Source organism: Bacillus sp. B2-WWTP-C-10-Post-4, assembly GCF_009183805.1.
GTDB lineage: Bacteria > Bacillota > Bacilli > Bacillales > Bacillaceae_G > Bacillus_A > Bacillus_A cereus.
Genome location: NZ_WEII01000054.1, coordinates 1 through 14,987, shown reverse-complemented (window position 1 = coordinate 14,987; position 14,987 = coordinate 1). Strand labels below are relative to the sequence as shown.

Below are 14,987 nucleotides of genomic sequence, written 5' to 3'. Positions count from 1 at the left end.
TTGCGTAATATTTTTCTTTATTTGAATAGAAGTAAATAAAGCACGATAAATGGTCGTTTTTGAAACTTGGGTTTTTACATAAGTTCACTAAATATATCCTCTTCCATTTGTTATGATTTTCAAAATAACTATTTACATATAATTTACATTAGTGTACTATTTGTCTAGTACACTAATACAGAGGAGGAAAGAAATGAAAACTGAGTTTTCTCCTAATATTCCTATTTATGTTCAGGTAATGGAATACATCAAAAAAGAAATTGTAACAGGACGTTTGGCGCCAGGTAAAAAAATTCCTGCTGTACGTGAATTAGCGGGTGAATTACAAGTTAATCCAAATACAATTCAACGTACGTTTCAAGAGCTAGAACGGGAAGGTATTGCTGAGACACGCAGAGGAACAGGAAGATTTGTAACAATGGATGAAGAAAAAATTACGGAGCTACGCAAAGAGATGGCAAAAGAGTTGCTTGATAATTTTATAAATGGAATGAATAACTTAGGATTTATGGAAGAAGAGGTTCTCTCAATACTCCATTCTTCTTTGGAAAGGAAAAAGGAGGGAAATGAATGAAAGAATTATTGAAAATTGAAAATCTATCGAAAAGATATGATTTAAAAACAGTGATTCGAGATGTAAGTTTAACAATATCAGAAGGGAAAATTATTGGTCTTGTTGGTGAAAATGGTAGTGGGAAAACGACATTATTAAAAATGATTTCGGGTTTACGCTTTCCTTCTATAGGAAGTATTACAATTAAAGATAAAAAAGTGGGGTTAGAAACGAAAAAAATCGTTTCATTTATGCCCGATAGTCCTGTTTTTGAAACATGGATGACCGTAAAAGATGCTTTGTTGTTCTATCGAGATATGTATACTGATTTTAATCTACAACAAGCAATAGATTTAATAGCTAACTTTAAAATCCCGCTAGAGGAGAATATAAGCATCTTATCAAAAGGGAAAACGGGGATATTACAGCTAATATTAACTTTTTCAAGAAAAGCAAGGGTATACGTATTAGACGAGCCATTAGGTGGAATTGATCTTGTTTCTAGAAAGCATATAGTAGATTTAATTCTTAACTTTTATCGTGAAGATAGTACTATTCTTATTTCGACTCATTTAATAGAGGAAATTGAAAATATATTTGATGAAGTAATATTTTTAAAAGACGGGAGTGTTGTATTGCATGAAAATGTAGAAGAAATTCGTTTTCACCATGGAAAAGCAGTACATGAGTTATTTAAGGAGGTTTTTGAGAAATGAACCCACTTTTTCGTTATTTGTTTAACTGTAATAGAAAAAGGATAGCTGTATTTTACCTTGGATTTATTACTATTTCATTACTTCTTTTATTTAAGATGGTGGGATTATCAAAGGTGACAAATCAACTTACAAAGGATATAACATTAGGTATATTTATATTCATCATAGGTGGCGCTGCATTTTTACTACTTTTAATAGCTTTGCCTTCTTTCAATAAAATGCTAAAAAATACGATGATTCGTTATACAGCTATCTCAGGAAAAGAGTATATATATGCAAATTTATTTTTTTTCACATTAATGTTTATTCTTTTATTAGTAATAGGCTTAATTTTTCTATACTATTTTTCTCAGAGTAACCTTGGAGAAAAAGTATCTGAAGGCTACCAACAAGAATTTCATAAGTTATATGCATATGGAGTTTTTCATCACATACTTTCCGTTTTTTTATGGGGAATCGATTTCATGAGTATATTAATTTCCTGTTATTTCATCATGGTAATTACAAAACTCATTCCTATAAAGTCATCATTGAGTAAAAGATTTTTATCAATGACTTTCTTTGTTCTATTTTTAATCATACAAACATTAGTATTGGATTTTTTAAGTAAATTAGGAGAATATGCAATCACCATAAAGAGTACGTGGTTCATAGATAAAAATGGTTTTATTGACACTTCACTGTACCCTAGTGAAGACTTCACTATTTTAGATGTATGTTTTACTTGCTTATTCATAATTGTCTTAACAGCTATTACAGGTCGTATCATTGATAAAAAATTAGAAATATAAAGATCTGCTTTAAAGGTAGAGTGTATCTAGGAGGAAAAAATGAGAACAACTAATCCAATATTAAAAAAAGAAAAATTTCATAAAGAAAATACAAATGCTTCTAAGATGACTATTGGCGGAACGATAGCAAAAACATTTATTTTACTTACCTTACTTCTTGTAGCGTCTGTCTATTCATACCTACAGATGACACAAGGGACAATGAAGATACCTGTATTAATTGGAATTGTAATAGTTACTATAATTGTCGCATTTGTAGTTATATTCATTCCTCGTATATCACCAATTTGCGCACCGATTTACGCAGTATTACAAGGGATTTTATTAGGAAGTATTTCAGCATTTTATACAATGCGATTTGGAGATTCTATCGCTTTAACTGCAGTATTACTAACAATTTCAATTTTATTTGCCATGCTTTTGTTATACGCAACTCGAGTAGTAAAAGTAACTAAAAAGTTTCGTGCAGTTGTAACGGTTGCAACACTTGGAATTCTTATTATGTATTTTATTGTTTTCTTACTGGGTATCTTAGGGGTGACTGTTCCATATATTCATCAAGGTGGGACAATTAGTATCATCATTAGTACGATTGTAATTATTGTTGCAGCATTAGATTTATTACTAGATTTCGATTCAATTGAAAATGGTGTTCATAGTGGGGCACCAAAGTATATGGAATGGTACAGCGCAGTAGGACTTATGATGACATTAGTATGGTTATATCTTGAGATCCTTCGTCTAGTTTCTTACATTATGAAAAACAAAGACTAAAAAACATCCTGCATGGTTCAACCATGCAGGATGTTTTTTGTATCTCGTATTTTCAATTAAATTTATATAGGTAGTAACAAAAGTATGATGTTGCTGTACAAAAAGTCCAACCACTGCTTATAAGCTTTCAGTTTCCCCCTCTGTAATCTTCCTTTGATTACTACAGCCAATTAATTGTAAAAAACGATTAACCTATAGCGTATGAAAGTCGCGTTTTGTTAGTGCTACTCAATTCCCATCACTTAAGAATTACCTCAAAATGAACTTGTTTGTTACAAGTTAACAAAAACTTCGTCTTGGGGGATACTATAACATTTTAGCTTGATAGCGATGTAGCTCTACCTCGTTGTACACAATGACAGTATTTCTTGTATTAAAACCTAAGATACTAAAACAAACAAAAGTTTTTTCATTTATTTACAAAAAATTCAGTTAATGGTTTTTTTATTCCTTTTAATGTATATATCTATTAAATTCAGTTGTTTATATGCATTTATAATAGTTTTATTTGCATATCTATTAATTTATAGACTATTAAAACTTTATTTTCTTTTCAATTAAATCATTTGCCTCTTCTGTATAAGGAATATATACTTTGAGGTGTAAGGATTAATACCTTATAAAAAATTTAAAGGAGGTTTTTTTATGAAAAAAATGAAAAAGTTAGTGAACATTGCTTTAGCCGGAACTATCGGTTTAGGAGGTTTGGGAGCGTTTGCGCCAACAGATGCAAGTGCAGCTGAGGTCTCTGCTGCTAAAACTAATATTCCTACTAATCTATCTACTGAATTACCTACTAATTTTGTAGAGTCTAAGTTACCAAATGCAGCAAAAGCTAGTGCAAATTTAGATGTAAGTATAGATGTATTAGGTATCGCTAATTTGATTAGGAATGCTATTAATAGTCAAACTAATCGTTCAGGATTTGTAAAAGGTGTAATGGAATCAACATTTTATTCAGCAGGTCAACGTTATAATGTTATGGTTTTTAACTTAAACCAAAACTATGAGGATCGTTTTAACGGTGTTAAATTCTTTGGAACAACAGTATATGATGGAATCACTTTTGGAATTTGGGTATTTGAAGATGGGGAATTCACGAATAAAGGTGATGGTGGATGGATTAACTGGGCATTTAGAGGTTGGTTCGATCGTGATGGTGGCCATGTTAAATTTTATCGCCCATAAAAATAAACCACAAAATCAGCCAATTTTGCGGTTTATTAAATAAAAAGTATTATCTAAGCCTAGGAGATCATATTCTAAAATCAACTCCTAGTAAAAACAGTATAGTTGATATTTGTTAAAAAGAAAAGCACTCTCGGGAGTGTTTTTCTTTTTTTATTTAAAAATTAAGATTTTTAGGAATGGAAACAAGAAACCCTTTATCTTCTTTATTGACGTAATAAGCTGTAAATAAACAATAAGATTGTTAGTGTTTTTTATCATTTTAGTTAAGGAGGCTCCTTCCTCAAGGAGCGTGAAGCGTTCAATTGTATATAAACCCATTTATGTTCAATTAATATTAGAGCATATAAAAAGACACTATGTATAATATAGTGTCTTTTTATAAGTTGACTTATTCTGAAAGAAAATGTAGTGATTAATAATAATTTGTTGGATACTTCTTGGTTAATTATATGATAACACTATCATATAAAAATGTAAATGTATTTATGTATATATATAATTTTATCATATATTAGATGTGTTTGAATTTCATTTAATTTCTAAAAATTCCAGTTTCTTTGTTTTGTGAAAGTTATTTTGAACGTAAGGAATTTGTAAGGAAGGGGTAAGAAAAAAGAGATTTTCATTGTGTATGATTAAAATGTATAGAAGAGTGAGAGGAGGAACAAATACTGTAAATTTATATGAAAAAACAAATCAATTAATAAGACTTGTATGGAAGAAAAGAGACATTACAAAGATTAACATACATGTAAAAAAGGATAGGCCATTTTCAGGTCAGAAATTTGTTTGTGAAATAATGGGCATAAGAATGATTACAAATTCAATAGCGCTCTTTTGTCTTTGGGTAAGATGTAAGCTGTGTGATTAGTTGAAAAACAGCAAAAAACATCTATACGATATAAATAGGGGAGAGGAATATTTTGATGAAAAAGCACCGTCAAATTACATTTACAGGTTTAGCCCTTTTAATAACTGGAGGTTCCCTGCTATATACAACTCCAACCTCAATTGTAAAAGCAGAGTCCATTCAAAATGTATCTAATTCGTTACAAAAAAACAGTCAAAGGAATCGTAATTCTGTCAAAGAGGCGATGCGGGATACATTGCAACTTGGATATCCAGGGATACTTGTTAAAACTTTTGAGGGTGGAAAAACATGGAGTCATGCAGCTGGGGTAGCAGATCTAAATACTAAGAAACCAATGAAAACAGATTTTCGTTTTCGAATTGGCAGCGTGACAAAAACGTTCACTGCAACAGTTGTACTTCAATTAGCAGGAGAAAGCCGCTTGAATTTAGACGATTCTATTGAAAAATGGTTGCCTGGTGTCATTCAAGGAAATGGATATGATGATAAACAGATTACTATCCGGCAATTATTGAATCACACAAGTGGTATCGCTAATTACACAAGGTCAGAGGATTTTAATATGATGGATACAAAAAGATCCTATACTGCTGAAGAATTAGTAAAGATGGGAATATCCATGCCTCCAGATTTTGCTCCAGGAAAGAGCTGGGCGTATTCCAATACAGGATACATATTACTAGGGATCCTTATTGAAAAAATAACTGGGAACAGTTATGCGGAAGAGATTGAAAAACGTATTATTGAACCACTTGAATTATCGAATACATTCTTACCTGGGAATTCAACTGTGATTCCAGGAACCAAGCATGCCCGTGGATATGTCCAATTAGACAGAGCAAGTGAGCCAAAAGATGTTACTTATTATAACCCAAGTATGGGGAGCTCTGCCGGTGATATGATTTCAACAGCTGATGATTTAAACAAATTCTTTTCTTACTTACTTGGGGGGAAATTACTAAAAGAACAGCAACTAAAGCAAATGCTTACAACAGTCCCTACAGGAGTAGATGAACTTGGTGATTCCGGGCTTGGAATTTTTAAAATGAAGCTTTCAAACGGTGAATCGATATGGGGGCATGGAGGAACCATTCCTGGCTTTTTAACTTTTGCTGGGGGCACACTTGGAGGCAAGCATACATTGGCTGTCAATTTGAACAGCCTTAAAGCGGATACCCCTGATCCTTTTAAAAATATTTTACTCGCTGAATTTAGCAAGTAGGACAAAAGGGAAAACGGATAAATTTTATCATATTTTCATAGTGAAACAAATGAAAACGATTACTAATTTAAGGAGGTAATTACATGGTGAAAAATAATCTAACTGGTGTGTTAGCCACTGCATTAGCGGTAACTATGATTCTACCAACAGGAGCAAAAGCATTTTCTGAAAGTAAGACTACAGTTGTAGCTGGTGAAGAATTAGCTAGTCAGGAACTGAAGAAGATTGCAGCAGAAAAGGCGGAGCTACTTACAAAGTCCCATGGAGCGAATAGCGTGCAGTATGCGCTAATTGATAATGGAAAACTTATTTTGTCGGGTCAGACTGGCAAGAACGATATGGAAGGAAGACAGCAGCTAACCAAAGATACTCTATATGGGATTGGTTCAGTCAGTAAAATGTATGCAACAGCGGCTGTAATGAAATTGGTCGACGAAGGAAAAGTTGATTTGGATGCTCCCGTTGCCCGTTATATTCCTGATTTTAAGATGAAAGACAGTCGGTACAAGCGCATTACACCGCGAATGTTATTGAATCACTCCTCTGGCTTGCAAGGTTCTACGTTAGGTAATGCATTTTTATTTAACGATAATGATACCTATGCCCATGATGCCTTGTTGCAGCAATTATCCAATCAGAACTTGAAGGCGGACCCTGGTGCTTTCTCGGTATACTGTAACGATGGCTTTACGTTAGCCGAAATTTTGGTGGAAAGAGTTAGTGGTATGGGCTTTACCAAATTTCTACATCAAAGCTTTACAGGACCTTTAAAAATGAATCATACGAAAACGCCGCAGGACAAATGGAGAGACGAAAATCGGGCCGGACTATATTTCCCGGCGTATCAAGGACAACTTCCAATTGAATCAGTGAATGTAATTGGTACGGGAGGCATATCTTCTACGGCAGAAGATATGGTACGATTCTCACAATTATTTATGGGACAGGGAAAAGGTATCCTTTCTGATAAGGTAGTAAAGGCGATGGAGCAAGAGGAATATAAAAAAGGAATGTGGCCGGGGACTGGAGATAATATTTTTAACTATGGTCTTGGCTGGGATAGTGTGAACCTATACCCATTCAGTGAATATGGGATTAAAGCTTTGGCCAAGGGCGGTGATACGGCATTGCAACATGCTATATTAGTCGTGCTACCAGAACAGAAAATAGCAGCGGCTGTATTGTCATCTGGTGGACGGAGCTCTATAAATCAACTAATGGCAACTGAATTGTTACTCGCCAGACTTAAAGAAAAAGGTATTATTAAGGACATCAAGCCAAACAAATCCTTTGGCAAGCCGGTCAAAGTCAAAATGCCTCAGGGCGTAGTAAAGAAAGCAGGATTTTATGGCAATAGCGAAACCCATTTTAAAATTGAAATTACGAACAACGGAGAACTGTTCTTACCATCTAATCGAGAAGAAAAATATGTATATACTGCTGATGGAAGTTTTATTAATGAGGAGGGTACCTCCAAGCTCAACTTCGTAACCGAGAAGAATGGAAGAACTTATTTGAAGGAGAGCGCATATAAATCGCATCCAGGTTTAGGGCAAAGTGTGATGACCCACTATTTAGCTGAGAAACTAGAAGACAACGTGCTATCGAAGAAAACCGCTGCTGCATGGGCAAAGAGGGAAGGTGTCAAGTTCTATCTTGTAAACGAGAAATTTAGTTCTATTCAATATCTCGTTCAACCAAAACTTCTTACTACACAAATTAATCGCAAGAAAGGCCCAGCAGGCTATTGGGATGGTAGAAAAATTACAGGTCCGAATACCGCAACGCACCAACTCCAAATTCCCGTGATGAATGGCCGTGATACGACGGAAACGAACTTTTATACAGAAGGTGGAAATGAATATATGGAGATGGCTGGGTTGTTATACGTAAGTGAATCTAATGTAAAACCAATTGATGTAGGCCAATCATCCAAAGTTACGTTGGATGCAAATGGGCATGCGAAATGGTTTACAGTTCCACAAGCGGCAACAGACAAAAGGATGACCGTGACGTTGCCATCAAATGGTTCATTTGCGGTGTATGATGAGAAGGGAGTTTGCGTCAACTTCACTATTGTGAGTGGCAATAACAAGGTGAAACTGCCGAAGAACGGAACAATCGTATTCGCTGGGGCACCGAAATCGGAATTTGCAATCTCGGTGAACTAGCTACAATTTAAGATGATCTTAAACAAAACCAGTACGGCACAGAAAAGATGTATTACTGGTTTTGTTTGTATTTACGCATTCTCTACGAAAAAACTTGAATAATATCACGCTCAAGCACTATAAAACATCTATAATACATTATAAAATTGTATAAAGAAAAGGCACCAAAGGTGCCTTCTTGCGATTTGAACCTTCTTAATATAGAATTGGGTGCCAATCCAATTATTATTTTACTGCATTAAGTAGTTTCAGTTATTGAGAAATTATAAAAGCCCTCTTTCAAGTGCCTTTTTTAAAAACCAAGATACCCAAATCAAATCAGCTGGTGGGACCCCGTAAAGAAATAATAAGGTTGTTATTTTCGATAAGCGAATCGTTAAACATAATCCAGCGATACTATCCCATATTATATTTCATATGCTTTTCAGCTCACTAGGACATCTGATTAACTGTAAAATAATTATACTCTTTTTCAAACCCCGTAAAAAGCATCACTTTTTACGGGGTTTTCTTTTTTAAATTACATCTGAAATAACCAAGAAAATATGTATAGCTAATAAAATTATCGATATGATCGGGACTTTTTCATGTAATTAATAATGTACCGCTATCATTTCTACTAAAAAAATTTCGTTCTTAGGGCACTATAAAGTGTTAGGTTGATTGGAATACGGTCAGACCTCATTAAGTTAGAAACACGCTGTAGTCATTAAACAGTGGTGAAATACGTGAATTGTATCTTTACATTAAAAGCTTAAATAAAAAAATGACTAATTGTCTAGGGTAGTCAACTGGACATCTGATGTCTAGTCATGTAAAATTTTACATGTAACTAAATCGTCATAAATAGATAATCGAGTAACTAGAGGGAGAGATTACAAATTATGAAATCAGAGAAATCAACAATTGCTGAGAAAGTACAATCTATTAAAGGAAAGACTGTTGCAAAGTATGGGGCAGTAGTTTTCCTATTCTTCGGGCTGACATCTTGTTATAACCAAAAAACCGATAGATTATCGTCACAAGTAGAACTTTATCGAGAAAAGTCAGAGAAATTAGCCAAAGAGTATGATGAACTAGAAACTAATTACATTAAGCTGACGACTAAACTAGATGCGATTGAGAATCCATCTAAGGAAAAACCTGCAGAAGTTGATATCGCTGAAGAAACACCTGTTGAGAAAGTGGAAGAGACGCCAATTCAAGATACGGAGCCAGAGAAATCTGAAGAGGAAACACTCAAAGAGGAGCAATATGCAACCCGAGAAAAGAAAGCATATGCGAATCTCAATTCTCTTGGAAGTTCAGAAGCGCAGGAGACATACAAAGAACTAATTAAACCGAAGCTTTCGAGATGGGCTAGTAAGGACATGTTACAAGTAGCTAAGGAGGGTGTAAAATTTCGTGAGATAGATGATAGTAACCTACCTTGGACAGATGCTACTGAGCCAAATGGAACGAGTACGAAGCATATCTATAAGAGTGGTTATGACCAATTAGAGATTACATACAACTTTGACGGAATCATTACAAAATCTGAATGGAAAATAGGAGTGAACAAATAAAGTGAAAAACTTAATGTCTACACTTACATCGTTAAATTTTGATAAAACTGTTATCGCATACTCGAACGGGGTTCAGGTCTTTAAAGGAACATTACAGGATTACTTATTTATGTCTCACCAAGAGAAGCAGGCGCTAAAGGTAACGACATTAAGTATTTGTGCCAAAGATGGGAACTAAAACGTCTACATTTGAAAGATTAAAAGAAGCGTAAACTCCTAGCAGTAAGTAACATTGTGAAAGTTTAATCTTAATATAAATTTGTGAAAAAAGAGGCATTCTATAGCAGGTATCATACTTGTGTAGAATGCCTCTTTTTTCTCTTGTACAGAAGAATCTATATACAATGATGAGGAAAGAGCAGTTAGGAATAATAAGATGGAATAGGAAGTGAAGTCAATGACAAATGAACCTAAATTCGAATCATGTGAGACGTACGGCACTGGTATAATGTATGGTTTCAGTATACATAATGACTGTTAAGATAAGAAGGAACCTGAATTTGAATAATGGGAGATGTGAGGAGTCGATGTTGTTTAACAAATTATCCGGTAATTGAATAAAAGAATATGAATAGAAAAGAGCCCCCATTAATTTATCGGAGGCTCTTATTTTTTACTTCAGTACAGAAGGAGTCGTCTTTTCTAACCATAGAATGCCATCATATTGTTCTGTCGGAATCATGATTTCTTCTTTTAATTTATTTCCCCAATAACTTGCTGCAGTAGGAGTAAACATCCATGAAGTTTCTGGTCGGTTACTTTCTCCTTTTAAGTTAACGAAAACATGGGGACTTCCTACAGTGCTGATGATTTTTTCAACGCTTTGTTCTTCATGTTCATTATGTACAGGAATAACATTTTCATTAACATCATCCCAACTGCTTCCACTATACGCAAATACACCGATTGTGTACATTTGGTCTTTGATACGCTGTGGAAGATAATCCATCATATTTGGGCCAACATAATTGTATTGCTGCACCTTCGTAAAGTCTAATATCATTTTTGAATTTTGTTTTCGAATATGATAATTATGCCCCCACACAATAATTTTTTTATTTTTATATTGCATTTCAGTGAGCCATGCGAAATTTTGTGCCATTTTTTGATCTCGGATATAAAAAGAATAGTCTGTCAGGTTAGGTGAGGAGATGCCACCTCTGACTTTCATATCAGCATCTAGATGCGTTTTAATCGCATCAATCCGTATACTGATTGATTTCTCAAACAAATTCACATCATACGTAGGATGTGGTGCAACTAGAATCAATTCAGATTTATGATTCTGAATAAACATTCTAACCTTTTCAAACTTGTTAATTACGGGCTGTATTTCCATTTTAAATCGATCATAGGGATATGTTTTATTTTTATTGTAATACCTATCCAGTTCAATCAACTCTGACACTGCTGTATCAAATTCACTCGCCACTTCAGGATTTACTTTTTGCAACCATTCTTTTGCATAAGAGCGGAATGAAGATTTATAAAACAAATTCATATCAAAACCAGCTAATGTGAGTGGCGTCCCTTTTTCTTTTTGTTCTTTCATATAGGTAAATAATTGTTCAAGTTCCTCAGTTTGCCATACAGGGTATAAAGATTGTTTCATCGCTTCCGTAGCGGTTAAGTTATCAAAATTTTGCTGAACAGCTGCTGCTTCTCCAAGCCCTGTTTCAAATGCAATCACATCATATCCCATTTCCTCATGTAAGTACTTAATCATACGTATTTTGGATTGATTGATTTCCTTTGCACCATGCGTACTTTCACCAAGTACAACAATGCGCTTGTCCTGTACGGCCTCTTTAAGAAATGATAAATCCTCTCTTGTTTGGGAAGTTGGTTCATTTAATATTTTTGCATGTCCGTTTAACCATTCCTCCCATTTGGGTTGATCGACTGGTTTTTCTGCTGCGAATGCAACAGATGTAAAGGTGGTACAGGCAAGAAGGGTACTCATTAGTCCAAGTTTCCATTTATTACGCACAACAACGCCTCCAAGTATCATAGTTTACAAGCTGGAAAAAATAATACCAAAATTTACTAATATAACATTATTTATAATAATATATATGATAATCTCTAACAATACTAATATTGTGAAAATTTAAAAGTCTCCTTCAGTGTAGTGAAGAAACCCTTCTTTCTATGTCACGTCTTGTAATCAAATATACACATTGCATGTACGTTTTCTGCATTCCACTTGTGTGGAATCTGGAATGAGTACATGAATTTCAAAGTTCATTTTTATCCAAAAGGATCAAAAATCGTTAATTTACATAATGTATTTATCATAAACTTGTTAGTTTGAACAAATGTATTAATCTATATATTAAATATATAGATATATTATGTTATAATGTGAAATAGAAACTCGCGTGTTTCAAATACAACATTTTTATCTTCTTGATGGCCTCTTATCTTTCCGTAAGAGGTCCTTTTTTTATCCCTCCATATTGCATAGTCGTTAAAATACTATGAAAAGATACTAAAGACTACTACATTACTATATTCTCTAGTATTTTTTCTTTACCTAGATTATCTAGTGTTGGGCAAACGATAATTTAAGGGTTTTTTGTATAATTTTCACAAAATTACTTTGATTCATTATTTATTTCACTATAAAATAATAAAAGGATATATATAGTCAACGATTATAAGAATAGGTATATCCTTTTTTGCAATGCTAATCCAAATTGAAGCCTAATACTGAAACGGTAAATGAGTAGAATTAGGGCTGAAACAGATAGTGAGGAAATTAAAACAATAATAGCAAACAATACTTATAATGAAAACTTTCATAATGGACTGTCTATGGATGGAGAAAGAATACGAAAATATAAAGGGGTAAATGAATATGAATAGATCCTTCAAAGGTATTGCATTAGCAGGGTTAAGTGTTAGTTTCATGCTAGTAGGTTGTACATTAAATACATATGGACTTACACAGTCAGAGTATAGAAAAGTAGATAAGTATTATGATGCAGATAAAATGGTATCTGACCTAAAGAAATTGCACTATAGTGATGAACACATTGAAAACCAACTAAGAAACGCATTGTCTAGAATTGAGGATGAACAGGGAAGTAAGGAAGACGAATCAAGTAGTAAAGAAAGTAAATCAAATGTATCAGACACGGAAGGTGAAAAGAAGATAAAGGTATCTGAAAAAGATTACCCTTATCGTTTGACTGAACTACACTTAGAATTCCAGTATCATTTAAAAAAACTAGAAAAGAAAACTGATAAATTATTTACAGAAGAGGGTGTCTACATAGGTGAGATAGATTCCTTAATTAGTCACATTAGTTTGGATATAAACCGTTTTGAAAAAATCAAGCCACCTAAAAAGTATGAAGATTACCAATTCTTAATACAAGAAGGGGTAGAAGAGATTAGAAAACACCTAATAAAAGTAGAAGATGCAGTTAGACAGTATGATGACCGTAAGTATGATGGTGAATATGATAAGGATAAAGCAAAAGAAATCATACAAAACGGTATGTTTGGGATAGATGATGGTGTTTCTAAGTGGGAGACAGTATTTAATGGGATAAACGAAAAATACCCTGATGTAGAGCAAGAGGTAAAGGAAGAGAACCAGAAACATGCGAAAGAGGGTCATCGTGAGGATGATTTAAATGAAAAAGTTAGTGGTTCAGAAGTTGATAAATACAAAGCAGCCATCGTAGGAAATACAAATAAGATGGATGAAGTTATCAGACTGATACAAGATATAGGGCATTCAGATGTAAAGGATTATGAGTCAAAGAAAAGTGAAATCCAACTGAGTTTGGATATAGCAAAAACACACGTAAGAGACATGAAATACCTTGAGGCACCTAAAGAGTTAGAAGTTGAACAGGAAAAGATAAAACAGGCAATGGATAATTACTGGGATGCTCTGCGACTACTTTCAGAAGCATTAGAAGAACAAAATAATAGTAAGTTTGAACAAGCAAATAACAAAGCAGAACAGGCAATGAAACTTTTTAAAAAAGCAACTGACAGTATTAAAAGTAAAACGAACTAATCATGAAAATGGTCATGTGGTGGTATCCCTATTATAAATTAATAAATAAAAAAGATAAGATCGGATAGTAGGATCTTATCTTTTCACAAAGAGAAATATATTGCAAGATATCTTATTGTTCATAGTAGTATATGTAACTTTCGATTTCCATATACATTTCACAATTAACAATAATATCTATATTGAGAAATCGACCATAAAAATTCTAAAAGGGGGATCTTCATTATTCTGGAAAACCCCCACGCTAAGAAAAAAACTAGCCCCCACATGAGAGACTAATTGACGTGAAATTCGTTATTGGAATTTAATTATATTTCTCTACGTACTAAATAAAAAGCTAAGGAACCTATAAATAATAGGCGTAATCAAACTAGACGAATATGACCTAGTAATAGTAAAAAGAGAGAGTATAACTACATAGATAACAACTATTCCTATAAATACAGGAATTTCAAATTGAAACTTCCAACATTGTTTTATGTTCCTTTATAATAATTCTCCAATTAGGCAAACTACAAGATCTAGTATACTACCAAATATGATGAGAATTATAATGAATCCAAATAAGTTAGGCAAATCATTCTGGTAAAAATAAATAGGATCAAAAATATATGACATCAAGAGCAATATGATAATAAAAGTAAGCAGATTTGCAGCATAACTAATTGAAAATCTTCCCAACGTAAGTATCCTGACAAATATATACCCTTGATTAACTAATAACTGCCCTATACGTTATATAGGCTAAAATAACTGAAAGGTTTATTCTGATAAAATCCAAATGACTACAACAATTCCTGTAACTACTGCACCTCCAAAAAAACCTACCAACATTTTCCCATTAGAACCAGTAACAATTTCTTTTAAATCTGCTTTTGCTTTTTTCTTGTCTTCTCCTGTTGAAAAGAGATAACTAATAAAATGTACGACTAGTGAAACTAGTGCCGCGATTATTTCTATCATTACTTATGTCCCCCTAATAATGTGTACTATTAATCAATAATTGCCTTATACATTATATCAGTTAAGGTACATGGAAAATATAATTAATTATTTATATAATCAATTTTATTAATTGATATCGCATTACTATAAGA

At 33.4% G+C, this 14,987-nt stretch carries 12 protein-coding genes and 1 pseudogene; 10 read left to right on the top strand and 3 right to left on the bottom strand.

Annotation, left to right across the window (positions count from 1 at the left end; genetic code table 11):
- The first annotated feature begins 193 nt into the window (after positions 1–193).
- The 9 genes from GBN78_RS19435 to GBN78_RS30295 all read left to right on the top strand — a co-directional run bounded on the left by GBN78_RS19435 (position 194) and on the right by GBN78_RS30295 (position 10,032).
- Complete coding sequence (locus GBN78_RS19435) at positions 194–574, top strand: GntR family transcriptional regulator (protein WP_000845512.1); 381 nt, start codon at positions 194–196, stop codon at positions 572–574.
- Positions 571–1,269 carry an ABC transporter ATP-binding protein gene (locus GBN78_RS19430; RefSeq protein WP_000661366.1) on the top strand — a complete coding sequence of 233 codons (699 nt, stop codon included), beginning with the start codon at positions 571–573 and terminating at the stop codon, positions 1,267–1,269. Before GBN78_RS19435 ends, GBN78_RS19430 begins: the two co-directional genes overlap by 4 nt.
- Complete coding sequence (locus GBN78_RS19425) at positions 1,266–2,060, top strand: ABC transporter permease (protein ID WP_074625512.1); 795 nt, start codon at positions 1,266–1,268, stop codon at positions 2,058–2,060. Before GBN78_RS19430 ends, GBN78_RS19425 begins: the two co-directional genes overlap by 4 nt.
- A 39-nt stretch (positions 2,061–2,099) precedes the next feature.
- Positions 2,100–2,834: a Bax inhibitor-1/YccA family protein gene (locus GBN78_RS19420; protein WP_074625511.1), complete on the top strand. Its 735-nt coding sequence runs from the start codon at positions 2,100–2,102 to the stop codon at positions 2,832–2,834.
- Positions 2,835–3,479: 645 nt separating this feature from the next.
- On the top strand, positions 3,480–4,022 hold the full coding sequence (locus GBN78_RS19415) for a stress protein (RefSeq protein ID WP_070184174.1): 543 nt from the start codon (positions 3,480–3,482) through the stop codon (positions 4,020–4,022).
- 929 nt (positions 4,023–4,951) lie between these two features.
- A complete protein-coding gene (locus GBN78_RS19410; protein ID WP_070184173.1) occupies positions 4,952–6,118 on the top strand; it encodes a serine hydrolase domain-containing protein in 1,167 nt (388 codons plus the stop codon).
- A gap of 86 nt (positions 6,119–6,204) precedes the next feature.
- A complete protein-coding gene (locus GBN78_RS19405; protein ID WP_152127625.1) occupies positions 6,205–8,289 on the top strand; it encodes a serine hydrolase domain-containing protein in 2,085 nt (694 codons plus the stop codon).
- An 884-nt stretch (positions 8,290–9,173) separates the two neighbouring features.
- Entirely contained in the window at positions 9,174–9,854 is a 681-nt protein-coding gene (locus GBN78_RS19400; RefSeq protein ID WP_070184172.1) for a hypothetical protein, read from the top strand.
- A 1-nt stretch (position 9,855) separates the two neighbouring features.
- Positions 9,856–10,032 carry a hypothetical protein gene (locus GBN78_RS30295; protein ID WP_153600683.1) on the top strand — a complete coding sequence of 59 codons (177 nt, stop codon included), beginning with the start codon at positions 9,856–9,858 and terminating at the stop codon, positions 10,030–10,032.
- A gap of 435 nt (positions 10,033–10,467) precedes the next feature.
- On the opposite strand, the gene GBN78_RS19395 is transcribed toward GBN78_RS30295, so the two are convergent.
- Positions 10,468–11,844, bottom strand: a complete 1,377-nt coding sequence (locus GBN78_RS19395) for an erythromycin esterase family protein (RefSeq protein WP_070184171.1) — start codon at positions 11,842–11,844, stop codon at positions 10,468–10,470.
- A gap of 864 nt (positions 11,845–12,708) precedes the next feature.
- Here GBN78_RS19395 and GBN78_RS19390 point away from each other — a divergent pair.
- Positions 12,709–13,890, top strand: a complete 1,182-nt coding sequence (locus GBN78_RS19390; protein WP_152127619.1) for a DUF7018 domain-containing (lipo)protein — start codon at positions 12,709–12,711, stop codon at positions 13,888–13,890.
- Positions 13,891–14,198: 308 nt separating this feature from the next.
- Here GBN78_RS19390 and GBN78_RS30655 read toward each other — a convergent pair.
- A pseudogene (locus GBN78_RS30655) lies at positions 14,199–14,571 on the bottom strand (hypothetical protein).
- An 81-nt stretch (positions 14,572–14,652) separates the two neighbouring features.
- Positions 14,653–14,853 (bottom strand): hypothetical protein, encoded by a 201-nt coding sequence (locus GBN78_RS19380; protein ID WP_070184169.1) that lies wholly within the window; start codon positions 14,851–14,853, stop codon positions 14,653–14,655.
- Positions 14,854–14,987 lie beyond the last annotated feature (134 nt).